The sequence below is a fragment of the Oerskovia sp. PE-21s genome (assembly GCF_056158145.1).
Window position 1 is genome coordinate 92,700 of sequence record NZ_JBUXJM010000007.1, and the last position, 22,984, is coordinate 115,683.

Annotated in this window: 20 protein-coding genes; 7 read left to right on the plus strand and 13 right to left on the minus strand. The window is 73.1% G+C overall.

The window, feature by feature from the left end:
* The first annotated feature begins 128 nt into the window (after positions 1–128).
* The gene (locus tag ACZDYF_RS14285) at positions 129–896 is read left to right on the plus strand and encodes a hypothetical protein (protein WP_191789704.1); all 768 of its coding nucleotides are present in this window, start codon (positions 129–131) and stop codon (positions 894–896) included.
* A gap of 148 nt (positions 897–1,044) precedes the next feature.
* On the opposite strand, the gene ACZDYF_RS14290 is transcribed toward ACZDYF_RS14285, so the two are convergent.
* The 8 genes from ACZDYF_RS14290 to ACZDYF_RS14325 all read right to left on the minus strand — a co-directional run bounded on the left by ACZDYF_RS14290 (position 1,045) and on the right by ACZDYF_RS14325 (position 8,558).
* Positions 1,045–1,353, minus strand: a complete 309-nt coding sequence (locus tag ACZDYF_RS14290; protein WP_204809959.1) for a DUF1540 domain-containing protein — start codon at positions 1,351–1,353, stop codon at positions 1,045–1,047.
* Positions 1,354–1,544: 191 nt separating this feature from the next.
* Entirely contained in the window at positions 1,545–2,048 is a 504-nt protein-coding gene (locus ACZDYF_RS14295) for a heat shock protein transcriptional repressor HspR (RefSeq protein WP_191789706.1), read from the minus strand.
* Positions 2,049–2,103: 55 nt separating this feature from the next.
* Positions 2,104–3,120: a DnaJ C-terminal domain-containing protein gene (locus ACZDYF_RS14300; RefSeq protein WP_475058223.1), complete on the minus strand. Its 1,017-nt coding sequence runs from the start codon at positions 3,118–3,120 to the stop codon at positions 2,104–2,106.
* 178 nt (positions 3,121–3,298) lie between these two features.
* Positions 3,299–3,937 (minus strand): nucleotide exchange factor GrpE, encoded by a 639-nt coding sequence (grpE, locus tag ACZDYF_RS14305; RefSeq protein ID WP_475058226.1) that lies wholly within the window; start codon positions 3,935–3,937, stop codon positions 3,299–3,301.
* Positions 3,937–5,817 carry a molecular chaperone DnaK gene (gene dnaK / locus ACZDYF_RS14310; protein WP_475058229.1) on the minus strand — a complete coding sequence of 627 codons (1,881 nt, stop codon included), beginning with the start codon at positions 5,815–5,817 and terminating at the stop codon, positions 3,937–3,939. The genes grpE and dnaK overlap by 1 nt, the downstream gene beginning before the upstream one ends.
* Positions 5,818–6,124: 307 nt before the next feature.
* Positions 6,125–7,054: a cold-shock protein gene (locus ACZDYF_RS14315; RefSeq protein WP_475058232.1), complete on the minus strand. Its 930-nt coding sequence runs from the start codon at positions 7,052–7,054 to the stop codon at positions 6,125–6,127.
* Positions 7,055–7,167: 113 nt separating this feature from the next.
* Positions 7,168–7,698 carry an NUDIX domain-containing protein gene (locus ACZDYF_RS14320; RefSeq protein WP_475058235.1) on the minus strand — a complete coding sequence of 177 codons (531 nt, stop codon included), beginning with the start codon at positions 7,696–7,698 and terminating at the stop codon, positions 7,168–7,170.
* Between the two features lie 68 nt (positions 7,699–7,766).
* Entirely contained in the window at positions 7,767–8,558 is a 792-nt protein-coding gene (locus ACZDYF_RS14325) for a TIGR02569 family protein (RefSeq protein ID WP_475058241.1), read from the minus strand.
* A 125-nt stretch (positions 8,559–8,683) separates the two neighbouring features.
* On the opposite strand from ACZDYF_RS14325, the gene ACZDYF_RS14330 reads away from it, so the two are divergent.
* Positions 8,684–9,382, plus strand: a complete 699-nt coding sequence (locus ACZDYF_RS14330) for a phosphatase PAP2 family protein (RefSeq protein WP_475058246.1) — start codon at positions 8,684–8,686, stop codon at positions 9,380–9,382.
* 88 nt (positions 9,383–9,470) lie between these two features.
* Here the strand turns inward: ACZDYF_RS14330 and ACZDYF_RS14335 are convergent, their stop codons facing one another.
* The 3 genes from ACZDYF_RS14335 to ACZDYF_RS14345 all read right to left on the minus strand — a co-directional run bounded on the left by ACZDYF_RS14335 (position 9,471) and on the right by ACZDYF_RS14345 (position 10,728).
* On the minus strand, positions 9,471–9,770 hold the full coding sequence (locus tag ACZDYF_RS14335; RefSeq protein WP_475058254.1) for a DUF1330 domain-containing protein: 300 nt from the start codon (positions 9,768–9,770) through the stop codon (positions 9,471–9,473).
* Positions 9,771–9,889: 119 nt separating this feature from the next.
* Positions 9,890–10,204 (minus strand): ArsR/SmtB family transcription factor, encoded by a 315-nt coding sequence (locus ACZDYF_RS14340; RefSeq protein ID WP_475058258.1) that lies wholly within the window; start codon positions 10,202–10,204, stop codon positions 9,890–9,892.
* Complete coding sequence (locus tag ACZDYF_RS14345; RefSeq protein ID WP_475058261.1) at positions 10,201–10,728, minus strand: SRPBCC domain-containing protein; 528 nt, start codon at positions 10,726–10,728, stop codon at positions 10,201–10,203. Before ACZDYF_RS14345 ends, ACZDYF_RS14340 begins: the two co-directional genes overlap by 4 nt.
* A gap of 192 nt (positions 10,729–10,920) precedes the next feature.
* On the opposite strand from ACZDYF_RS14345, the gene ACZDYF_RS14350 reads away from it, so the two are divergent.
* The 4 genes from ACZDYF_RS14350 to ACZDYF_RS14365 all read left to right on the plus strand — a co-directional run bounded on the left by ACZDYF_RS14350 (position 10,921) and on the right by ACZDYF_RS14365 (position 17,475).
* Positions 10,921–13,197: a transglycosylase domain-containing protein gene (locus ACZDYF_RS14350; RefSeq protein WP_475058264.1), complete on the plus strand. Its 2,277-nt coding sequence runs from the start codon at positions 10,921–10,923 to the stop codon at positions 13,195–13,197.
* Positions 13,198–13,468: 271 nt separating this feature from the next.
* A complete protein-coding gene (locus ACZDYF_RS14355) occupies positions 13,469–14,281 on the plus strand; it encodes an ABC transporter ATP-binding protein (protein ID WP_475058267.1) in 813 nt (270 codons plus the stop codon).
* Positions 14,281–16,860, plus strand: a complete 2,580-nt coding sequence (locus tag ACZDYF_RS14360) for an ABC transporter permease (protein WP_475058271.1) — start codon at positions 14,281–14,283, stop codon at positions 16,858–16,860. The genes ACZDYF_RS14355 and ACZDYF_RS14360 overlap by 1 nt, the downstream gene beginning before the upstream one ends.
* A 90-nt stretch (positions 16,861–16,950) precedes the next feature.
* On the plus strand, positions 16,951–17,475 hold the full coding sequence (locus tag ACZDYF_RS14365; RefSeq protein WP_475058274.1) for a putative immunity protein: 525 nt from the start codon (positions 16,951–16,953) through the stop codon (positions 17,473–17,475).
* Positions 17,476–17,494: 19 nt separating this feature from the next.
* On the opposite strand, the gene ACZDYF_RS14370 is transcribed toward ACZDYF_RS14365, so the two are convergent.
* Positions 17,495–18,124 (minus strand): GNAT family N-acetyltransferase, encoded by a 630-nt coding sequence (locus tag ACZDYF_RS14370; protein ID WP_475058278.1) that lies wholly within the window; start codon positions 18,122–18,124, stop codon positions 17,495–17,497.
* Positions 18,125–18,204: 80 nt separating this feature from the next.
* The gene (locus ACZDYF_RS14375; protein ID WP_475058281.1) at positions 18,205–19,740 is read right to left on the minus strand and encodes a helicase associated domain-containing protein; all 1,536 of its coding nucleotides are present in this window, start codon (positions 19,738–19,740) and stop codon (positions 18,205–18,207) included.
* A gap of 267 nt (positions 19,741–20,007) precedes the next feature.
* Between ACZDYF_RS14375 and ACZDYF_RS14380 the strand changes: the two genes are divergently transcribed.
* The gene (locus tag ACZDYF_RS14380) at positions 20,008–22,908 is read left to right on the plus strand and encodes a helix-turn-helix transcriptional regulator (protein WP_475058287.1); all 2,901 of its coding nucleotides are present in this window, start codon (positions 20,008–20,010) and stop codon (positions 22,906–22,908) included.
* The last annotated feature ends 76 nt before the right edge of the window (positions 22,909–22,984 follow it).

Genomic DNA, 22,984 nt, shown 5'->3' on the forward strand with positions numbered 1-22,984 from the left:
CTTGTCCGTCTGTCAGGATGACAGAACCGACGGAATGTGCTGCATGTCCGTCGGTGTGTCGAGTGGATGAAAGAGAATCAGGACGCCGCTGTCGCGTCATGAGCACGGGCCTCACACGTCTCATAGGTATGGACCTACGACCTGGCTACCCCGAGCCAGCCGTCGCCTCGCTGCTCGACGAGTGGCAGGCGGCCAGCACGAACAGCGTCTGGCTGCGGCCAGGCGACTGGTACCACCCTGCCGTCGAGGCGCTCGTCGAGGCGCTCACGGACTCCCGCTGCCCGGCCGCTGCGGCCGAGCGGCTCGGTGAGGCCCGCGGCCGTGACGGGATCAGCATCGGCGAGACGATCGACGACCTGACCTGCTTGTTCGACCTCTGGGGCACCGCTCCCGACCTTCGCGTGCTGCGGGCAGTCAGCACCGGGTGGGCCGTGGGCAACGAGGTGATCCCCGGCGCGCCGCCCACGACCGATCCTCGATCGGGGCTCGTCACGGTCCCCTACCTCGTCCAGCGCCTCCAGGAGACGTACGGCCAGGCCGACCGCCTGGGGACCCCGGCCTCCGCGACGCACTGCCTCGTCCTGGTGGACGTCGCGGTCGAACGCATCGACGGCTGGCAGAAGGTCGCCCGCGCGGCAGCCATGGGCAAGGTGCTGACCGAGACGTTCGGCCTCGGGCACCCGGTCGCGACGCTCGGCGGCGGGATCTACGCGGCGCTCTGCGCTCGCACGGCCGACGTCGGCCCGGTCCGCGCGGAGCTCCGGCACAGGATCGAACGCATCGCGCTCACGTTCGGCGTGACCGCGATCCTCCGGCGCCCGCCCCGCATCTGGGTCGAGCCCCTTCCCGCGCAGCATGCCGACGCGGCGAAGATGCTCCACGACCTCTCCCGCTAGGGCGCTCCCCGGCCTTCTCTCGCCCCCCGGTCGTCGGGCGCTCAGACCGCCCGGCAAGTCCCACCGCACGCCACGACGCCCCGTCGTCCGGCGAGGGACGAGCGGGGCGTCGTGGAGGAATCGCGTCGGGGGGGGGAGGACGCGAGGGTCAGCGGGGGCTGTAGGTCAGGCAGTCCGCGTGGTCGGCGCCCTGCGGGCCGGCCCCGACGCGGATCGAGGAGGCGTTGCACTCGAGCGACTCGTTGTGCGAGCACTCGCCGCGCTGGCAGGCACCGACGTGTGCGATGACCTTCTCGAGGCCGCCCTTGGCGGTGAGGGGGATGAACGTGGCGCACTCGGCCTCGCTGCCGTGCGCGGCGATCGTCACGGCGCCGGCGTGGCAGCCGTGCTCGTGGTTGTATCCGCAGCCGTCGATCGAACACTCGACGACCTGGGGCATCTCCATCAGGCTGCTCATGGACTTCTCCTTGCTCGAAGGGCGGGGCGTTCTACCGTGCTTTTCCCTCACGGTATTCCTTCGCGCAGCCTGTGTATAGCAAGCAAGGCCTCACTCACTTCGGCGGAATTCCGCCATTTTTACGTCATGCAGACCGCACGTAATTGCGCTGCGGGAATTCCTGCCGGGACGCGCGAACGCCACTGCGCAGGTCAGGAGCCCCGGCCGGGTCGCCACAGGACGAGCGCCCGTGCCTCGCCGGTCTCGACGACCTGGCCGCCGCGACCGGCGTCCACCGTCCGCTCCCCCGCCGAGCGGCGCACCCGCCGCCCGCGCGGCACCATGACGACGTCGCCGCTCACCCCGGCGGCGAACACGCGCCCTCCTTCGAGCTGGGCGGAGAGGGCGTCGAGCCGGGACTCGAGCCGGCTCACCTGCTCCTCGAGCGTGAGGATGCGACGGATGCCCGCGAGGTTGATGCCCTCCTCCTGGGAGAGCCGCTGGACCTCGAGGAGCTTGGCGACGTCCCGCTGGGAGTAGCGGCGTCCGCGCCCCATGGTGCGGCGCGGGGTCACGAGTCCCAGGCGGTCGTACTGGCGCAGGGTCTGCGGGTGCATCCCGGCGAGCGTCGCGGCCTGCGAGATGGCGAGCACGGGGGCGTCGTCGTACGCGTTGAACGGGATCTCGCTCCCCGTGGGAGCCTCGTTCCTGGCCATACCGTGCCTCCTCTCGCTGGTGCTGCGGAACCGTCCTGCCGGGTGCCTGTCGGCTCTACTCTGCCGCGCGCCCGAACAGGTCGGCGCGCACGTCGGTGCTCTCGCCGTCGGTCGCGGCGGCGAGCGCCTCGACGGCCTCCTTGGCGGCCTTCGAGAGCTTCTGCGGCACGACGACCTGGATCGTGACGAGCAGGTCGCCCGTCGCCTTGGCCGTCTTGACGCCCTTGCCCTTGACGCGCAGCGTGCGTCCCGACGGCGTGCCCGCGGGGACCTTGACCTTGACGGGCTTGCCGTCGAGCGTCGGGACTTCGATGGTCGCGCCGAGCGCGGCCTCCGCGAACGTCACGGGGACGGTCAGGCGCAGGTTGTGCTTCTCGTCGACCGAGAACACGGGGTGCGGCGTGACGTGCACCGTGATGACCAGGTCGCCGGGGGCGCCGCCCGCGACGCCGGGGCGTCCCTTGCCGCGCAGCCGGATCTTCTGGCCGTCGCGGACGCCTGCCGGGATACGGGCCGTGATGGTGCGGCCCTCGGTCGTGACGTTGACGGTCGAGCCCTCGACCGCGGGCCGGAACCCGAGCGTGGCCGACGAGTGCACGTCGGCGCCCGCCTGCGGGCGCTGGTACCCGGCGTTGGGGCGGAAGCCGGTCTGGCCTCCCCCGCCGCCGAACATCGACCCGAGGATGTCCTCGAAGCCGCCGCCACCGCCGCTCTGCGTGGAGTACCGGACACGGCCTCCCCCGCCGCCGCCTCCGAACATGCCGCCGAAGATGTCCTCGAACCCGCCGGAACCGCTGGCGGGTCCGCCGGCTCCTGCGGAGAAGCGGGCGCCCCCGCCGGCCATGGCACGGATCGCGTCGTACTGCTGGCGCTGCTCGGCGTCGGACAGGACCGCGTAGGCCTCGCCGATCTCCTTGAACTTCGCCTCGGCCTTCGCGTCACCCTGGTTCTGGTCGGGGTGATACGTGCGGGCCAGCTTGCGGTACGCCTTCTTGATCGCGGCGTCGTCGGCATCCTTGGGGACGCCCAGCGCGGCGTAGAAGTCCTTCTCGATCCAGTCCTGACCGGTCAAGGCGCCTCCTCTCATAGGTCTCACCGGCCCCGGGGCCGGTGGTGGTGCTTACGTCCATAGTGGTCGTGCTCCCGGGGCCCGACGGCGGAGGTCACCTTCACGCGGAAGGTGCGCTCCGCCGTCGGGCGCCCGGGTGGTGGGTGCCCGGTCCCGCGGGACCTGGCACCCACCTGTGTCTCTACTCCGGTCCGACGACCGAGACGCGCGCGGCGCGCACGATCTTCTCGCCGATCCGGTAGCCCGGCTCGATGACCATGTTGACCGTGGCCGACGTCGCGGCCGGGTCCACCTGGTGCATGAGCGCCTCGTGGACGGTCGGGTCGAACTCCTCGCCCACGACGCCGTACCGCTCGATGCCGAACTTCGCCAGGCTCGCGTCGAGCTTGTCGGAGATCGCGACGAACGGGCCGTCGAGCTCGCCGTGCTGGCGCGCCCGGTCGATGTCGTCGAGGACCGGCAGGAGCGCGGCCAGGACGTCCTCGACGCCCTTGACGCGCGCGGCCTCCTGGTCACGCAGCGACCGGTTGCGGTAGTTGGTGAAGCTGGCCCGCTCGCGCTGGAGGGCGTCGAGGTGGGCAGCCGCCTCGGACTGCGCAGCGAGAAGCGCTGCGTCGTCCCCGGCCTCGCCGGTGGGCTCGAAGTCGAGCCCGGCCAGCGGGTCGCTCTCCGCGTCGTTCCCGGCCGAACCGGGCACGGAGCCGGCCCCCTCGGGGGCAGCCTCCTTGGGCTGCCCCTCCGGGGTCACCTTGCGCTTGTCCGTGAAGTGGAAGGGCTGGTCCTCGGAGCCGAGCTCCTCGGGGCCCTGCGCGTCGCTCATCACTTCTTGTCGTCCTCGTCCACGATCTCCGCGTCGACGATGTCCTCGTCGGGCGCAGAGGTCGCACCGGCGGCCGCAGCGGCGTCCGCGTCAGCGGCACCCTGGTCGCCCGCGGCCTGCTCCTGCTCGGCCGACGCGTAGAGCGCCTCGCCGATCTTCTGGCTCGAGGCCAGGAGCTTCTGGTGGGCGGACTTCACGGCCTCGGCGTCCTCGCCCTCGAGCGCGGACTTGACCGACGCGATGTCGGCCTCGACCTCGGTCACGACGTCGGCGGGGATCTTCTCCTTGTTCTCCGCGACGAGCTTCTCGGTCGAGTACACGAACGCCTCGGCCTGGTTGCGGGTCTCCGCCTCCTCGCGACGCTTCTTGTCCTCGGCCGCGTGCTCCTCGGCCTCCTTGACCATGCGGTCGATGTCCTCCTTCGGCAGCGCGGAGCCACCGGTGATGGTCATCTTCTGCTCCTTGCCGGTGCCGCGGTCCTTCGCGCCGACGTGCACGATGCCGTTCGCGTCGATGTCGAAGGTGACCTCGATCTGCGGCAGGCCGCGCGGCGCCGGGGCGATGCCCGTGAGCTCGAACGTGCCCAGCGGCTTGTTGTCGCGGGCGAACTCGCGCTCACCCTGGAAGACCTGGATCAGCACGGACGGCTGGTTGTCCTCGGCGGTCGAGAACACCTCGCTGCGCTTGGTCGGGATGGCCGTGTTGCGCTCGATGAGCTTGGTCATCACGCCACCCTTGGTCTCGATGCCCAGGGACAGCGGGGTGACGTCGATCAGGAGGACGTCCTTGCGCTCGCCCTTGATGACACCGGCCTGCAGCGCGGCGCCGACGGCGACGACCTCGTCCGGGTTGACGCTCTTGTTGGGCTCCTTGCCGCCCGTGAGCTCCTTGACGACCTCGGTCACGGCGGGCATGCGGGTGGAACCACCCACGAGCACGACGTGGTCGATGTCGTTGACGGAGATGCCGGCGTCACGGATGACCGCGTGGAAGGGCGCCTTGGTCCGGTCGATGAGGTCCTGCGTCATCTGCTGGAACTGAGCGCGCGTGAGCTTCTCGTCCAGGTGGATGGGGCCGTTCTCGCTCATCGAGAGGTACTGCATGGAGATGTTGGTGCTCGTCGCGGACGAGAGCTCCTTCTTCGCCTGCTCGGCGGCCTCACGCAGACGCTGCAGCGCGATCTTGTCCTTGGACAGGTCGACGCCCGAGCTGTTCTTCACCTGCTGGATGAGGTGCTCGACGATGCGGTTGTCCCAGTCGTCACCACCGAGGCGGTTGTCGCCAGAGGTCGCGCGGACCTGGATGGTCGAGAAGTCGTCCTCGTCCTTGCCCACCTCGAGGAGGGAGACGTCGAACGTTCCACCACCGAGGTCGAAGACGAGGATGAGCTCGTCCTCCTTGCCCTTCTCCAGGCCGTAGGCCAGAGCGGCAGCGGTGGGCTCGTTGACGATACGCAGGACGTTGAGGCCCGCGATCTGCCCGGCGTCCTTGGTCGCCTGGCGCTCGGCGTCGTTGAAGTACGCCGGGACGGTGATGACCGCGTCGGTGACGGGCTCGCCCAGGTACTCCTCGGCGTCGCGCTTGAGCTTGCCGAGCACGCGTGCGGAGATCTCCTGCGCGCTGTACTTCTTGTCGTCGATCTCGACCGACCAGTCGGTGCCCATGTGGCGCTTGACCGACGTGATGGTGCGGTCGACGTTGGTGACCGCCTGACGCTTGGCGATCTCGCCGACGAGGACCTCGCCGGTCTTCGAGAACGCGACGACCGACGGGGTCGTGCGAGCGCCCTCGGCGTTCGCGATGACGGTGGGCTCCCCACCCTCGAGGACGGCGACCACCGAGTTGGTGGTGCCCAGGTCGATTCCGACCGCTCGTGCCATGTTCGTGCCTCCGTTGTGTTGCTGGTGCTGCGACGTGTGCGATGTCCGTGCGGCAGCCCGCGGTGGTTCCCTGCCCGGCGGCGCGTGGTGGGGCGCACGTCCGGACCTTCCCCTGCTGGGTGTCGCCACCCGACTGCCGGTTGAGTCGTCTTCACTCAAGTTATGCCGGTCCGTCCCGCTGCGCAAGCGGTGGGGCCCAGAACTTGAGTCCACTAGGCTCAACTATGGGGTGGAGGGGAGTATTCCCGGCCAGGGACGGTTGGCGCGTCGGGAGCCACGCAGAGCGGTCACGCCGCTCGCTGCTCGATCACACCAGCTCGACAGCGTCCGCCTGAGGTCCCCGGTCGCTCTGGCGCACCTTGTAGCGGACGCGGTCGCCCTCTTCCAGGACCTCGTCGCCGCGCACGACCGACACGTGCACGAACAGGTCCAGGCCCCCGTCGTCGGGGGTGATGAAGCCGAAGCCGCGCTCCTCGTCGTAGCGCGCAACGGTGCCCTCGCCTCCGCGCACGGGCCCGCCGGATGCTGCGGGACGGCCCGGCCGACCACGGTCCACGGCGCCACGCCCGCCCCCGGAGCCGCGGGCGAGCTGCACGTTGCGGGCGTTCGGCCCCTTGTCACCGTCGACGACGTCGTACGTCACGCGGTCGCCCTCGGAGAGCTCGGTCATCCCCGAGCCGAGAGCACTCACGTGGACGAACACGTCGCCGCCGCCCGAGTCGGGGGCGACGAACCCGAAGCCCTTGACGTCGTCGTACCAGGACACCGTGCCGTCCGCGCCGTCCGAGGCCGGCCGCGCGGCCTCGGCCCGGAGCGGCAGCAGGTGGTCGGCCTGCGGCCCCTTCTCACCGTCGACGACGAGGAACGCAACCCGCTGCCCCTCGGAGATCACACCGCCCCCGACGATCGCGGAGCTGTGCACGAAGATCTCGGTGCGGTCGTCGTCGGGCGTGACGAACCCGTACCCCTTGGTCGGCTCGTACCAGTTGACCGTGCCGAGCACGCCCATGGGCGCGTCGGCGGGGCGGTCGCCCGTGACACGGACGCGGCGCGCCTGCGGGCCACGGTCTCCCTCGCCCACCTCGAACTCGACGGTCTGCCCCTCGCGGAGCAGCTTGGGTCCGTCGTCACCGAGGATCTCGGACGCGTGGACGAACAGGTCCTCGGCCTCGTTCCCGAGGTCGATGAAACCGAACCCTCGGTCGGCGTCGAACCATCGGACAGTTCCCTGGACCACGAAGACTCCTTCAACTCGGCAGACAGTGCTGTCTCCCATTGTCCCCCGGCAGGACCGCAGACAGGTCGGTCCGGCCGCTCCCGGCCCGCTTCGCGCACGTCCGGCACCGGGCGTCACTCCCGGCCCGCCGCCTCTCCGACCTTCCGGGCGAGGTCCGGCCAGAGCGGGGCGAAGCACCCGACCCAGGGAGCGGGCATCCGCCCTGCCGCGCGGTGCGCCTCCACCTCGGCCCACGTGACCCAGGTGGCGTCGTCGACCTCGGCCGGGTCGAGGTCCAGCCGTGGGCGCCCGGGCACGGCCGCGACGTGGACGTCGAGGAACGACACGCCTGCGACGCCCCGTCCCACCCGCTCGAGCGCGCCCTCGTCGACCACGAGCCCCGTCTCCTCGCGCACCTCGCGCACGGCTGCCTGTGTGCCGGTCTCGCCCGCGAGCACGCTGCCGCCGGGGATCTCCCACAGGAACGGGAAGGTCTTGGTCGCGGCGCGGCGGGTCAGCAGGACCAGCCCGTCGGACCGCACGACGCACGTCGCCACCATGAGGTGGAAGCGGCCCGGCGGCCATCCCGGTTCGCCTCGACGGTGGACCTCCCCGGTCGGGCTGCCCTGGTCGTCGAGCAGGTCCCAGGTCTCCGTGTCAGCCATCCAGGCATCCTCGCAGCCGCGCGGGTCCCGCTCCAGGCATGCCCGACGGCGGATCTCGCCACCGCGCGTCAGCGCCCGCGCGCTGCCAGGTCGAGCGTGCGCTCAACAGCGGCCGCGTAGACGTCGTCGACGGCGAGCGGGAGCTCGTTGAACCAGTCCGTCGCGATCCGGAACACCAGCGCGCGCACGAGGTGCTGCGCGAAGCCCTCCCCCGGGTCGATGGTCTCCAGCAGCGACTGCGGGGCCCCCTCGAAGCAGACCGCGTCGACCGCGACGATCGCCACCGAGTACCGCACCGGCCGCCAGTACGGCGTCAGGTCGATCACCGCTGGCGGCAGGTCGTCGTCGAACAGCACGTTGCCCGTGAGGTCGCCGTGGACGAGCGTCGACGCGTCCGTGACCACCCGCCGGGCGGCGAGCAGCGCAGGGAGGTGCGGGACGTCGTCGGGCACCTGCACCGCACCCTCGCCCCAGGCGAGCCGGTCCGCCCGTGCCCAGGCGTGCGTCCGCTCGTCGAGGAACCCGGGGCGAGCGGCGCGGTCGAACACCTGGGCGAAGCGGTGCGCCACGTCGGCGATCCGGGCCCACCTGCCCGCGACGTGCTCGCCCGGGAGGACCGGGAAGGCCGTCCAGCCGTCGACGACGAGGTCACCCGACCGGCCCGCGAGCGGCAGGCTCAGCCGGAGGTCGCCCCCGCCGGACGGCGCGTGGTCCCGCAGCCAGCCGAGCTCGGCCGGGAGCACGTCGAGCGGCTTGAGCACCGTGTCCCCGACGCGCCAGGCCCTGCCGCGTCCGCCGTCGAGCCTCGTCACCGGCCCGACGGCGCCGAACTCTTCGAGGACACGTCTGGGTGGGTGCACCGGCCGAGCCTACCCAGCGGCCGCGAACGCCTCGCCGTGCGAGTCGTCCCGTGTGCACGTAATGTCCGGGAACTCGCGTGGCGTCCAGCCCGGCCGCCCCGCGCCGACCCCCGCCTGGAGGCCCTGTGTACCCGTTCGTCCACCGCTACGAGCTCGACACCTCGCGACCGACCGGCCGAGAGGTCGCCCGCGATATCGCGCTGCGGGCATTCCTGCCCGGTGCCGCCCTGTGGGTGGCGATCGTGGGGCTGGGATTCCTCATCAAGGGACCGCTCGAGAACCTGCCGGGCGAGGCCGGGGTCAACCAGGCCCTCGTCGACCTGCGGACCCCGTTCCTCGACACCGTCACCGAGATGCTGTCCGCGATCGGGATGACCGAGTTCATCATCGGGGCGTGCGTGCTCGCGGTCGCGCTCATCTGGTGGCGGACCAGGCAGTGGTGGTTCGCCCTGGTCCCCGCGCTCGCGGTGTCGCTCCAGGCCCTGATCTTCCTCACGTCGTCGATCGTCGTGGGTCGCACGCGGCCCGAGGTCGACATGCTCGACCACGCCCCGCCCACGTCCAGCTTCCCGAGCGGGCACACCGGCGCGTCCACGGCGTTCTACCTGACGCTCGCACTCCTCGCGCAGCGCGTGCAGACCCCCGCGCTCCGGGTCGCGCTCACGGTCCTCGCGGTGCTCGTCCCGTTCGCGGTCGGCTTCGCGCGGCTCTACCGCGGCATGCACTCGCTGACCGACGTCCTCGCAGGGCTCGTCAACGGCGTCGTGTGCGCAGTCCTCGCATGGGGCTACCTGCGCCGCGACACGTCGCGGGTCCGCGCCTGACGGCGGCAGTCACGGCGGGCCGAGCGTCAGCGGGTGCCGATCACCCTCGGCGTCCGCCGGTCGCCCTCGGCGGGTCCGGCCGTCACCGTCAGCCCGCGACCGGTGCCACGCGCACGATCTGCGTACGGGCGACCACCTGGTCCCGGACGTCCGCAAGCGCCTCGCGGGCGGGGTCGGCCATGTACGCGGCGAGCGCGCCGTCGTCGGGCATCTCGATGACCTGCACCTCGGCGGGGAGAGCCGAGTCCTCACCGGGCACGCTCCTCACCCGTGAGGTGACCCGGCCGCCGTGGACGGGGACGAGCGCGAGGACCTCGTCCTCGTAGCGCGCGAGGGGTTCGACCTGGCCGTCGACGGCCCAGAGCAGGACGCAGAGCGTGAGTGGCACGCGCCCACGCTACCGGTGCCGAGCATGCGTCTGGCGCTCCTCGAGCATGCGGTCGGCGTCGCGAAGGACGGCAATCACGACGCCAACCGCATGCTCGGCACCGGGAGGGCACCGGAGAACTACCCCTCCGCGATCCGCTTGATCGCGGCGAGGCGACGATCCCACTCGGCGCCGATCGCGTCGAGCGCACGGGCGGTCTCGCCCAGGCGGGACCCGATCGCGCGGTAGCGGACCTCGCGCCCGACGCGCACGGGCTCGACCAGCCCGGCCTCGGCGAGCACGGTCAGGTGCTTGGCGATCGCCTGCCGCGTCACGGGCAGCACGGCCGCGAGCGCGGACGCCGACAGGTCCGCGCGCCCCAGCTCCTGGAGGATCTGCCACCTCGTGTCGTCGGCGAGCGCCGCGAACACGGGGGCCAGCGTCTCGGTGCTCACGCCGCGGGGCCGTCTGCGGGGCGCACGGCGTCCTCGACGGGCGCGCGCCCCGCCGGGAAGCCCGGCCCCTCGACGAACGCGACGAGCTCGTCGAGCTCGCTGGTCCATCCCGAGCGGTTGTCGGCCATCGCGTCCTGGGCACCGTCCCCGAGACGCTCGAAACCGGACTCGACGACGGCGAGCACGGTGCCCTCGCCCTCGGGGGTCAGCGTGAACCGGACGAGGGTCGCGTTGTCGGGGCGCAGCTCGGCGCCGGCCTGGTTGGTCCAGGTGAAGGCGAAGACCGAGGGCTCGTCGTACTCCTCGATGCGGACGGCGAACTGCCCGTACCCGTCGAAGCCGAACGTGCCCTCGCCGCCCACCCGCAGGTCGGGCAGGTGGGCCTCCTGGCCGAACCATCGGGCGATCAGGTCGTCGCGCGTGAGCGCGGCCCACACCGTCGACGGTGCGGCGTGGACGAGCAGCGTGCGGGTCACCGAGAACGCCTCGGTGTCGATCGAGGCCTGCTGGTCGGTGGTCGTCATGGTCGTTCCTCTCTCGGGTCTTGGCAGGGCTACATGTGCAACTTCAGGGTTGCACTGAACGCGGGCGTGCGCAACCCTTCGGTTGCGGTCAGCTCGCCGGGACGCCCGCGCCCGCGACAGCGCCAGGTCACGCCCCGACAACGAAGATCCGCTCGCCGAGCCGCCGGGGAACGCGGGACGTACAGTCGGCAGATGGGCCAGTCCACACGACCCCGTCAGCAGACCTCCGCCGTCAAGGCGCTCGCGCTCCTGATGGCCTTCCTGCTCGTGTCGGCCGTGGGGGGCGTCCTCGCGGCCGGCCTCCTGCTGCCCCTCGCCGCAGGGGCGAACGCCGCGGCCGAGGACGTCACCCAGATGTTCGACGAGCTGCCCGACGAGCTCGAACCCGGCCCCCTGGCCGAGAAGTCCAGCGTCTTCGCCAGCGACGGGACCACCCTCCTCGCGACGTTCTACACCGAGAACCGCATCGTGGTCCCCCTGGACCAGGTCTCCCAGCCGATGAAGGACGCGGTCGTCGCGATCGAGGACCACCGCTTCTACGAGCACGGCGGGATCGACCCCGAAGGGGTGACCCGCGCCGCGGTCAACAACTTCACGGGCGGCGACACCCAGGGCGGGTCCAGCCTCACCCAGCAGTACGTCAAGAACGTCCTGATCGAGCAGGCCGTGCGCGACGACGACCCGGTGGCGATGCGCGCGGCCCGCGACGACACGCTGGGCCGCAAGGCTCGCGAGGCCAAGCTCGCGATCTCGCTCGAGACCGTCATGACCAAGGAGGAGATCCTCCAGGGCTACCTGAACATCGCCCAGTTCGGCATCCGGGTCTACGGCGTCGAGACCGCGTCCCTGCACTACTTCGGCAAGCACGCGTCCGAGCTCAGCGTCGTCGAGGCGGCGACCATCGCAGGTGTCACCAACGCCCCCACCAAGTACGACCCGGTGAACAACCCCGTCGACTCCGAGAAGCGCCGCAACCGGGTGCTGCTCAAGATGTTGGAGCAGGGCTACATCACGCAGCAGCAGCACGACGAAGCCGTCGCGACCCCGCTGCCCGCGACTCTCCACGTGCAGCCCATCTCGGGCGGGTGCCAGACCGCGGGCGGGGCGGCGTTCTTCTGCGACTACGTCACCAAGGTCATCACGTCCGACCCCGCGTTCGGGGAGACCAAGGCCGACCGGCGGGCTCTTCTCTACCGCGGCGGCCTCGACATCACCACGACGCTCGACCCCCGCATGCAGCAGGCCGCCGAGGCGAACATCTCGGCCGCGGTCCCGCCCTCGGACCCCAGCGGCCTCGAGGACGCTCTCGTGACGGTCGAGCCGGGCAGCGGGAAGATCCTCGCGATGGCTCAGAACCGGCCCTACGACGTCTCCAGGGAACCTGCGCCCGGCACCACCGCCGTCAACTACAGCTCCGACCAGCTCCACGGCTCCTCGAGCGGGTTCTCCCCCGGATCCACGTGGAAGGTGTTCACGCTCGCCGAGTGGCTCCGCTCGGGCCGCACGCTCAACGACACCGTGAACGCGAACAAGCGGTCGTTCGTCCCGACCCGCGACTTCCACGCCTCGTGCGCCCGGCTCGACCGCATCCCGTGGTCTCCGGGCAACTCGGACGGCTCGACCGACCAGGGGTCGATCCCGGTCCTGCGCGCCACGTTCAACTCCGTCAACACCGCCTACGCGTCGATGGAGTCCCAGCTCGACCTGTGCGCGGTCCGCGACATGGCGTGGACCGCTGGGCTGCGCCCCTCCCGCACCGCCGAGATCACGGGCGACGCGTCGTCGATCCACGTCATGCCGACCATGACGATCGGCACCCAGAACTCCTCCCCCCTGCAGATGGCCGCCGCCTACGCGACGTTCGCGAGCGGCGGCACGTACTGCGACCCCATCGCGATCACCCGCGTCGTCGGGGCCGACGGAGCCGACCTGCCCGTGCCGTCCGCGAACTGCCGCCCCGAGGCCGTGGACCCCCGGATCGCGAACACCGTCACGTTCGCCCTGGAGAACGTCATGACGCAGGGCACCGCCAAGAAGTCCCAGCTCTCCCGGCCGAGCGCCGGCAAGTCCGGCACGGCCAACAACAACAACCACACCTGGTTCATCGGGTACACGCCGCAGCTCGTCACCGCCGTGTGGATCGGCAACGCCGAGAACGACGTGTCCATGAGCTACATGAAGATCAACGGGCACTACGAGAAGCGCTGGTACGGCTCGACGCTGGCCGCGCCGACGTGGCGGTCCTACATGGAGACCGTGCTCGAGGGCCTCCCCGTCGTGGGCTTCCCCGGACCGGACCCGGCGATGCTGGGCCAGGCGCCCGCACCCAGGCCCGCCGAGAGGCCCGAGGACGACGCACCGGCCGCACCTACGGACCCAGCACCGACAGACCCCGCACCGCCCACCGACCCCGCGCCCCCGACCGACCCCGCCCCGCCCGCCGACCCGGGTGTGCCCCCGACGCCGTAGCCGAGCCGCCATAGCTCGTCCGCCGCAGCCGTCCGCCGCAGCCGGCGGCTCCCCGCCGCCGACCGTCCGTCGGACGACGTACCTCGGACGCCCCACGCTCTCGGGTCACGTTCAGGGTTCTTTCAGGGGGATCCCCGATGCTCCGCCCACCGGGCCGCCGCCAGGATGAGCACAGCGGCTCGGAGGGACGACCGTGGGCGGTCCCCACCGCACCACTCCCCTCGACCGGGTCGCCGTCCCGTATGTGCACCCCTCGAGAGAGAGTCCCGACATGCCCTCCCCGTCCCCTGCCCCGGCCCCCGTCGCGGCGGCTGCAGCCGCCGGCGGCACTCCCCCTTCAGGCTCCGACGCGATCGCGACGGCCCGGGGGCTCGTCAAGACCTACGGCAAGGGCCCGACGGCGGTCCACGCGCTCGCGGGCGTCGACGTCGACTTCGGGCGTGGTCGGTTCACCGCGATCATGGGCCCGTCCGGCTCCGGCAAGTCGACGCTCATGCACTGCATGGCGGGCCTCGACACCCCCACGGCCGGCACGGTCGTCGTGGACGACCTCGTCGTCTCCACGATGAACCAGCGCCAGCTCACGAAGCTGCGCCGCACCCAGCTCGGGTTCGTCTTCCAGTCGTTCAACCTCGTCCCGACGCTCACGGCCGAGGAGAACATCACCTTGCCCCTCGACATCGCGCGCAAGCCCGTCGACCGGGCGTACCTCGCGAAGGTGGTCGACGCCGTCGGGCTGACGGACAGGCTCAAGCACCGTCCGAGCGAGCTGTCCGGCGGGCAGCAGCAGCGCGTCGCATGCGCGCGCGCCCTGGTCTCCAAGCCGTCCGTCGTGTTCGCCGACGAGCCCACGGGGAACCTGGACTCGACGTCCTCGCGCGAGGTCCTGACGTTCCTGCGCGAGTCGGTCGACGACCTGGGGCAGTCGGTCGTCATGGTCACGCACGACCCGGTCGCCGCGAGCTACGCGCACCGCGTCCTGTTCCTCGCGGACGGCCGCATCGTCGACGAGGTCACCGACCCGACGCCCGACTCCGTCCTCGCGGTCCTGGGCTCCCTCACGCGCAAGAAGGCGGCCGCCTGATGCTGCGCGTCGCCCTGCGCAACGTCCGGGCGCACCTCGTGCGCCTCGGGATGTCCATCCTCGCGGTCGTGCTCGGCGTCTCGTTCGTCGCGGGCACGTTCTCGCTGCGCGAGATGCTCGCCGCGACGTTCGACGGCATCGTCGACAGCTCGTCCGCCGACGTCCTGGTGCGCGGCGAGGAGGAGTCGTCCGCCATCACCCAGGAGAACGCGAGCGCCGGCGCGGTCCGCAACCCGATCCCGGCCGACCTCACGGACACGATCGAGGAGGTCGACGGCGTCGCGCACGCCTTCGCCGACTACACCGGTCCGCTCGTGCTCGTCGGGGCGGACGGTACCCCGCCGCCCACCACGGGCGCCCCGACGTTCGGCCTCGCCTACCGGGCCGAGGACCCCGCGACCCCGCTCACGGAGGGTGCGGCGCCGTCGGGCCCGGAAGAGTTCGCGCTCGAGGCCGCCACGGCGCAGGCCAGCGGCCTCGCGGTCGGCGACACGACGACGCTCGTCGTCGCCGGGCAGATCACCGAGGCGACCCTGACCGGGGTCGTCGACATGGGCGCCTCGATGGCCGGGGCGAGCATCGTGTTCTTCGACGAGGCCACCGCGGCGGAGGCGTTCGCGCCCGACGGCGCGGTCTCCGCCATCACGGTCCTCGCCGAGGACGGGGTGAGCGAGCAGGAGCTGCGCGACGACGTCGCGGGCGCCCTGGAGGCCTCGTCGCCGACCGCAGCCGTCGAGGTCGTCACCGGAGAGGTCGCACGCGACGAGGCCCGCGAGGACATCGCGTCGATGCTGGGATTCATCGAGACGTTCCTGCTGGTCTTCGCCGGGATCTCGCTGTTCGTCGGCGGGTTCATCATCGCGAACACGTTCGCCATGACGGTCCGCCAGCGTCAGCGCGAGTTCGCCCTGCTCCGCGCGGTCGGGGCCTCGCCGCTCCAGGTGTTCTCCTCGATCCTGGTCCAGGCCGCGATCATCGGCACGCTGGGCGGTGCGCTCGGCATCCTCGGCGGCCTCGGGCTCGTGACCGCCCTCAAGTCCGTGTTCGAGTCCATGGGGATGGACCTCGCGGGCGAGATCCCCGTCGACTCGTCGATGATCGTGGTCTCGCTCGTGCTGGGCATCGTCGTCTCGGTCGCGTCCGCCGCGCTGCCCGCCCGGCGCGCGGCGCTCGTCGCCCCGGTCGAGGCCATGCGTGACGACTCCCCGGCCCAGGCCGGGTCGCTCAGGGTCCGCGGGATCGTCGGCGCGGTCGTCGCCGGGGCCGGCGCCGGGGCCGTCGTGCTGGCCCTCGTCCAGGCTGCGGCCGACGACGCCGCGAGCACCGGCGGCCTGCTCGGCCTCGGTGCCGTGGGCGTCGTCGTCGGGACGCTGCTGCTCGCGCCCGTCGTGGCCCGAGGCGTCCTGCACGTCATGTCCGCGCCGTTCGTCGCGTGGGCCAAGCCGCTGGGGACGCTCGCGCGGGGCAACGTGACCCGCAACCCCCGACGCACCGCGAGCACCGCGGGCGCCCTCATGATCGGGATGTCGCTCGTCGGCGCCGCGTCGGTCCTCGCCGCGTCCATGCAGGCGTCGATGAAGAACATCGTGACCGAGGAGTCCCTCGCCGACCTCGTGGTGCAGTCCGCGACCGGCACGGTCCCCTCGGGCGCGGTGAGCGACATCTCCGACCTGCCCGAGGTCGGACGGGCCGACTCCATGACCGCCGACCGGTACTTCGTCGGAGCAGCGGGCGAGCCCGCGGACGACGCGGCGGCACTGTTCGTGCTCGGCGTCGACCCGAGCCTCTTCGGCCAGACGTGGCGCACCGAGGCCGTCGAGGGCGACCTCGACACGCTCGCCGACGGGCAGGTCTCGGTCCTGCGGGCGACCGCCGACGACGAGGGCTGGAAGCTCGGCGACGAGCTCACGCTGCGCTCACAGCTCGGCAGCGCCGACGTGACGATCGGCTCGGTCTTCGACTCGCCCGCCCTGGGCGTGCCCGTCGTCGTGCCGGACACCGTGTTCGCGGAGCTCTCCGCAGCACCCGCGGAGATGTCGACCATGCTGCTCCTCCAGGCCGCCGACGGCGTGACCCAGGCAGAGCTGGACAGCGCGGTCACCGCCGCGGCCAAGCCCTACATGATCGTGTCCGTCATGGACAACGAGGAGTTCATCTCGTCCCTCGCGAGCCAGGTCAACCAGATGCTCACGATCCTCTACGCGCTGCTGGGGCTGTCGATCGTCATCGCGATCCTCGGCATCGTCAACACCCTCGCGCTGTCCGTGATCGAGCGGACCCGCGAGATCGGTCTCCTGCGGGCCGTCGGGCTCGGCCGTTCGCAGCTCGCCGGGACGATCGTCATCGAGTCGGTCCTCACGGCCGTGTTCGGGACGGTGCTGGGCCTCGCGGTCGGCGTCGGCCTCGCCGCCGGGATGCCGACCGTGTTCGCGAGCACGGGCTTCACCGACCTCGTGATCCCGTGGCCCGCGCTGGGGACCATGGTCGGCATCGCGGTGCTCGTCGGCGTCCTGGCCGCCGGGTGGCCCGCGCTGCGCGCGGCCCGGCTCCCGGTGCTCGACGCCGTCACGGTCGACTGACGGCTGACGGGTGCCGGTCGCCCTGGAGGGGCGCCCGGCACCCGTCGGCACCCGTTGGCACAGGGGCCGTGCGTGCCGCAGGATCGGCCCATGCCGATCCTGCCCACCGACCGAGACCCACGGCTGATCACCGTGCGCCGAGGCGGCACCCTCACCGACGACGACCACCACCTCCTCGCGGAGTGGGCCGCGGTCTGCGCCGAGCACGTCCTGCCCCTGTTCGAGCAGGCCGCACCCGACGACCCGCGTCCGCGCGAGGCCCTCGACGTCGGACGCGCCTGGATCCGCGGCGAGGCGGCCATGAAGGACGCGCACCGGGCCGCGTTCCCGGCGAACGCCGCCGGACGGGACCTGCCCGCCCCGGCGAGGTACGCCGCGCTCGCGGCCGGCCAGGCCGTCGCCGTGGCCCACGTCGCCGCGCACGACCTGGGCGCCGCTGCGTACGCGATCCGGTCCGTTGCCGCCGACGCGGCGGCGCGCGGCGAGGACGGCGAGGCGGCCCGGCTCGCCGAGAGGGACTGGCAGCGCGACCAGCTCCCCCACGCCGTCCGGGAGCTGGTCCTCGACGACCAGCGGCGCCGGAGCGCGATCTGCTGGGACGCCTTCGACGACTGACGCGCCGCCCGGCCCGGCCTCAGGCCGCAGGCTCCGCGCCGACCCCGGGCTCCCCACCGACTGCGGGCTGCGCGCCGGCGGCAGGTCCGCCCGTCGACGTCCAGGAACCGAGCGGCTGCGACGGTACGTCCTCGTCCGTCTCCTTGGTCCCGCAGACCACGAAGCCCCGGGCCTCGTAGTTCGCCAGGGCCGCGGGTCCGTCGAGCGAGCACGTGTGCACCCAGACCCGGGCGACCCGCGGGAGGTCGAACCGCCGCGGCAGCGACCACGCGGCCGCGACCCCGTGCTCGAGCAGCACCCCGCCCAGCCCGCGACCGATCGCCTGCTCCGCGAGCCCGAAGTACCGGACCTCGACGTGCGTGCCGTCCTCGGCAACGACGGGCTGGAGCTGGACGTAGCCCCACGGCCCGTCGTCGCCGTAGAGGATCCAGAACTCCGTGCCCGGCACCTGGAGCTCCGCGACCCACTGCTCGCGCGTCCACCCGAGGCGGTCGGTCCAGGTCCAGGGGCCGCCGACCAGACCGTAGAGGAACCGTGCGTACTCGGGGCGGACCCCCACGGTCCGTTCGAGCCGGACACCGTCGGGGACCGCGCGCGGCGGCCGGTCGGGTGCCTGGAGCATCTGGAGCGTCGTGGTGAGGACCTTCACGAGCGTCAACAGTACGGTCGTGTCGCGCCGGCCCGGCGCCCGTCACGAACCGCTCGGGGCCGCTCAGGGCCGGTCGGGGCCTACGTCGCGGGCGCCGTCGGGTCCCAGACGAAGCCCAGCGCATCGAGAGCCGCGGTCCGCTCGGGGCTCAGCCTCCCGCCCGTCCCCTCGCTGCGCCGGCTGCGCACCCACTGTCCCAGCCGGAACCCGTCGTCGCGCCGGTGCCTGATCGGCACGCGCGCATGCCCGTGGTCGGCGACGTACGCGGCGAGGGCGTCGACGCCCTGCTGCCACAGGGCGTCGTTGTCGCGGACGCGCCACGCGAAGCCGAGCCGGTCGAGGGCCTCGACGCGGTCGGCGGCGAGCAGGCCCTTGGCGTACCGGGCTCGCACGTACGCGACCCAGTCGCCCAGGCGCTTGCCGTCCGCGGTCACGAAGCTCGCGAGGACACGGCAGTGCCCGTGGTCGGCCCGGTAGGTCTCGAGCGCGGCGACCCAGGTGCGGAACGCCCGGTCGTCCGTCGCGCGCGCCACCCCCGGCTGGGGCGTCACGGTCCACTCGAACCCCAGGCCCGTGAGCTCACCGACCCGTTCTGCGCGCAGCAGCCCGTGGCGGTGCTCCCACCGGCGTCGGGCGACCCAGGCGCCCAGGGCCGTGCCGTCGGGGGTCCGGTGGTCCCCGGGGACCCGGCTGTGCCCGTGCTCCTCGACGTACCGCGCGAGCAGCCCGATGCCCTGGAGCCACCCGTCGTCGTCCTCGTCGCGCGCCTGCCAGACGAACCCCACCTCGTCGAGCCGCGCGACCTGCTCGTCCGAGAGCGTGCCCGCCTGCCTGGACGCGCGCTGGCTCGACACCCAGCGGCCCAGGCGGGTCCCGTCCTCGCACTCGAAGGTCGTGGAGATGTCGGGGCCGTTGCGCACGATGTACCTCGACAGGCACGCCAGGTGGGCGTCCCAGTCGTCGGCGTCGAGAACGCTCGGGAACTCGAACCCGAGGTCGCGCAGCTCCCGCTCCTGCGTGGCGGACAACCTCCCGGCACGCCGGTCGCGGCGCACCCGCGCCACCCAGCCCGACAGGTCGAAGCCGTCTCCCGTGCGGTACGGGTCCGGCACCCGGCCGTGCCCGTGGTCGGCGACGAACGCCGCGAACGCCCGGTGGCTGCGTCGTCGCGACGTCTCGGCCGGCAAGGTCCAGTCCATCCCGACCGCGTCGAGGCTCTCGACCTGCAGGTCGGTGAGGGCACCCGCCGCACGACGACGACGCATGCGCCCGACCCACGTCCCGAGCCCGAATCCGTCGGCCGCCTCGAAGTAGTACGGCACGCGGGTGTGCCCGTGCTCGTCCTTGAACGCGGCCAGCCTGTCCACGTTGCGCTGCCACTGCTTGAGAGGCTGCCGGACCTCGAAGGCGAACCCGGCCTCACGCAGGGCCTGCAGGCGCTCGTCCTTCAGCGTCCCCACGGCGTGCTCGCGGCGCTGGACCTTGACCCAGGCCCCCAGGGTGAAGCCGTCCGGATCGGTGCGGTGGCTCACGGGCACCCGTGAGTGACCGTTCGCGGCGACGAACTGCACGAGGTGGGCATGGCCCTGCCACCATCGCTCCTCGTAGCGTCCCACTCGACGGCCTCCTCTCCTCGACGGCCGCGCCCGCCCCTGTGGGCAGGTCACCCGGGAAAGACACGCTGGGACCGCGCGTGTGACGGCAACGGGTCCACGGCCCCTCTTTTTCATCCGCTGGCCCGGTGTGCAGACCGCAGGACGGCCCCGGACGGCGTTCCCGGTGACGCGGCCCGCTCGAGCCGATAGTGTCCCGCTGAGGGTCGCCCCGACCCCGCCGTGCCGTGGACCGAGCCCTCCGGTGGGGTTCGAGGGATGCGTGGTGCCATGTCCGCCTCTCCTGACGTGCTGGTCGGTCGCGAGCGCGAGCAGCGCCTCCTCGCCGCCACCCTGGCGGACGCTCGCCGCGGGGCGAGCCGGGTCCTGGTCCTGCGGGGCGAGCCCGGGACGGGCAAGAGCACGCTGCTGGGACGCGCAGGCGGAGCGGCCCACGACTTCACGGTCCTGCGCCTGGTCGGCACCGAGACCGAGGCGGACCTCCCGTTCGCCGCGATCCAACGCGCCCTGCTCCCCCTGGCCGCACGGATCGAGACCCTGCCCGCTCCCCAGGCGGACGCGCTGCGCGTGGCGCTCGGGACGTCGTCGGGCCCGGCGCCGGACCGCTTCCTCGTGAGCCTCGCCGTGCTCTCGCTCCTCGCCGACCTGTCCGACGACGCCCCCACCCTGGTCCTCGCGGACGACGCCCAGTGGCTCGACCGCGAGTCGCTCGACGTCCTCGCGTTCGTCGGTCGCCGCCTGCACGCCGAGCCGGTCGCCCTGGTCCTGGCCGTGCGGACCGGGACCCCGGGCGAGTCAGCCCTCACCGACCTGCCCACCGTGGACCTCGTCGGGCTCGCGCGCGACGAGGCGCTCGCGCTGCTGCGCCGACGCGTCGGCACGGCTCTCGACCCGCAGGTGGCGGACTCGATCGTCCGGGCGACCGGCGGCAACCCCCTCGCGCTCCTCGACCTGAGCGACGAGCTGAGCGCCGCCCAGCTCGCAGGTCGCGCGGTGCTCGGCGCGCCGCTGCCCGTCGGCAGCCACCTCGAGGAGCACTACCAGCGCCTCACCAGGGCGTACGGGCCCGCGACCCGCCGCTGGCTCCTGCTGGCCGCGGCCGAGCCCGCGGGCGACGTCGCCTACGTCGCGGCCGCTGCGGCGAGCATGGGCCTGCCCGACGACGCGTCCGCCCCGCCCGAACGGGACCGCCTCGTCTCGGTCGACCGCGAGGTCACGTTCCGCCACCCCCTCGTCCGGTCGGCCGTCTACCGCGGGGCGACCGGCAGCGAGCGCCGGGCGGCCCACGCGGCGCTCGCGGACGTGACCGACCGTGCGGCGGACGTCGACCTGCGCGCCTGGCACCTGTCGGCGGCCACACCCGGTCCGGACGAGGCCGCCGCCGTAGCGCTCGAGGCCGGTGCCGTGCGCGCGCACGCACGGGGTGGCTACGCCGCCCGAGCAGCCTTCCTGGCGCGGACCGTCGAGCTCACCGCCCCCGGGCCCCGTCGGGACGAGCGGGCGGTCTCGGCGGCGGAGGCCGCGTCCCTCGCAGGCTCGCCCGTCCGGGCACTGGCTCTGCTGGAGGGGGTCGACGGCGCGTCGCTCGCGCCCGACGTCCTCGCGCGGGGCCTCATGGCGCGAGCGGTGGCCCGCAAGTACTCGGGCGCGCCACGCGCTGCGGCCGAGAGCCCCGGCCTCTTCCTGCGCGCCGCGCACGCCCTGCGGCCGACCGACCCGGCGGCAGCGCAGGACGCGCTGCTCTCGGCGTTCGGCGAGATCCTGGCCGCGGAGTCGGCCGCGGGCGACGGAGTCCTGGCGGCCCTCGCCCGCGAGGCGGCCACCCTGGGCACACCTGGGCCCGCCGGCGGCCGGACCGGCACCGGGTTCGGCGTCGGCGTCGGCACGGTCGGCGAGGGCGTCGGCACGGTCGACGAGGGCGCCGTCAGTCCCTCGACCGGCGACCGGCCCGACGAGCTCGGCCCGACCCTCCTGATCGGGTTGGCAGCGCTCGCGACCACGCCCGACGCCCGCTGCGTCCCCGCGCTCCGGGCCGCGGTCGACGCGATGCGCGTGCCCGGTGCGACGTCGTCGGAGACCTTCCGGCGGCACGGCCTCCTGGCCGTCGCCGCGACGACCGCGCTGTGGGACGACGCGGCCAGGGACGAGCTCCTACGGCGGGCCGCCGCGCAGGCGCGCGCCGCGGGCGCCCTCCCGACCCTCGACTCGGTGCTGTGGGTCTTGTCGCTGTGCGAGACCGTCATGGGGCAGCTCGACTCGGCGGACCGCCTGCTGGCCGAGGTCCACGAGCTCCGCGAGGCCGTGGGCCTGAGCCCCGAGCAGGCGCGGGTCTTCGCCAACGTCGAGCTGCTCGCGTGGCACGGCCCCGACTCTCCGGCGCTGCGCGACCGGATCGACGGCGCGGAGCGTGCCGCGGCCCACCTCGGCATCGGCGGGGCCGTGAGCCTGGCCCGGACCGCGCGGGCGCTGCTCGATCTCGCGGCGGGCGACCACGCCGCCGCCTTCGAGGGGATGTCCGTCGTCGCGCGCGAGGGGTTCATGCAGGTCGGGACGCGCGTCCTGCCGGACCTCGTGGAGTCGGCCGTCCGCGCCGGGCACGACGACGTCGCCCGTTCCGCGCTCGACCGGCTCGCGGACGTCACGCTCGCGAGCGGGGCGCCGTGGGGCCTGGGCGTGCTGTCCCGCTCGCGGGCCCTGCTCGCGCCCGAGGGTGAGGCGGACGCCCACTTCCGCGACGCCGTCGGGCACCTGTCGCGGACCCGGGCCGTCGCCGACCTCGCCCGGGCCCACCTCCTGCACGGCGAGTGGCTGCGCCGCAGGCGACGGCGGCGCGAGGCCGCCGCCGCGCTCGCGACCGCGCTCGACCTGTTCGAGCGCATGGGCGCCGCCCCCTTCGCGGCGCGCGCCCGGCGCGAGCTGAGCGCCGTCACCGGTCGTGCGCCCGCCCCGCGTGACCGCCCCACGACGGGGCTGACCGCGCAGGAGCAGACCGTGGTCGAGCTCGCGGTCACGGGCGCGACGAACGCGGAAATCGCCGCGAGCCTGTTCATCAGCACCCACACGGTGCACTACCACCTGCGCAAGGCGTTCCGGAAGCTCGGCGTCACGTCCCGTCGTCAGCTCGCGCACGCACTGCGCACGCCCGACGACGGCGCGTCCGTCCCGCGATAGGCGGGCGTCGTCGCCCGCTCGGGCGGGCGGGCGGGCGGGCGGCGACCGGGCGACCGGGCGACCGGGCGGGCGGGCG

What these genes read in the sequence shown, in the direction of transcription:
- ACZDYF_RS14350 (WP_475058264.1), top strand. Translation starts at nt 10,921, where the DNA reads ATGGGCCAGTCCACACGACCCCGTCAGCAGACCTCCGCCGTCAAGGCG.
- ACZDYF_RS14380 (WP_475058287.1), top strand. Translation starts at nt 20,008, where the DNA reads ATGTCCGCCTCTCCTGACGTGCTGGTCGGTCGCGAGCGCGAGCAGCGC.
- ACZDYF_RS14320 (WP_475058235.1), bottom strand. Translation starts at nt 7,698, where the DNA reads ATGGCTGACACGGAGACCTGGGACCTGCTCGACGACCAGGGCAGCCCG.
- ACZDYF_RS14360 (WP_475058271.1), top strand. Translation starts at nt 14,281, where the DNA reads ATGCTGCGCGTCGCCCTGCGCAACGTCCGGGCGCACCTCGTGCGCCTC.
- ACZDYF_RS14285 (WP_191789704.1), top strand. Translation starts at nt 129, where the DNA reads ATGGACCTACGACCTGGCTACCCCGAGCCAGCCGTCGCCTCGCTGCTC.
- ACZDYF_RS14355 (WP_475058267.1), top strand. Translation starts at nt 13,469, where the DNA reads ATGCCCTCCCCGTCCCCTGCCCCGGCCCCCGTCGCGGCGGCTGCAGCC.
- ACZDYF_RS14290 (WP_204809959.1), bottom strand. Translation starts at nt 1,353, where the DNA reads ATGAGCAGCCTGATGGAGATGCCCCAGGTCGTCGAGTGTTCGATCGAC.
- ACZDYF_RS14365 (WP_475058274.1), top strand. Translation starts at nt 16,951, where the DNA reads ATGCCGATCCTGCCCACCGACCGAGACCCACGGCTGATCACCGTGCGC.
- grpE (WP_475058226.1), bottom strand. Translation starts at nt 3,937, where the DNA reads ATGAGCGACGCGCAGGGCCCCGAGGAGCTCGGCTCCGAGGACCAGCCC.
- dnaK (WP_475058229.1), bottom strand. Translation starts at nt 5,817, where the DNA reads ATGGCACGAGCGGTCGGAATCGACCTGGGCACCACCAACTCGGTGGTC.
- ACZDYF_RS14345 (WP_475058261.1), bottom strand. Translation starts at nt 10,728, where the DNA reads ATGACGACCACCGACCAGCAGGCCTCGATCGACACCGAGGCGTTCTCG.
- ACZDYF_RS14295 (WP_191789706.1), bottom strand. Translation starts at nt 2,048, where the DNA reads ATGGCCAGGAACGAGGCTCCCACGGGGAGCGAGATCCCGTTCAACGCG.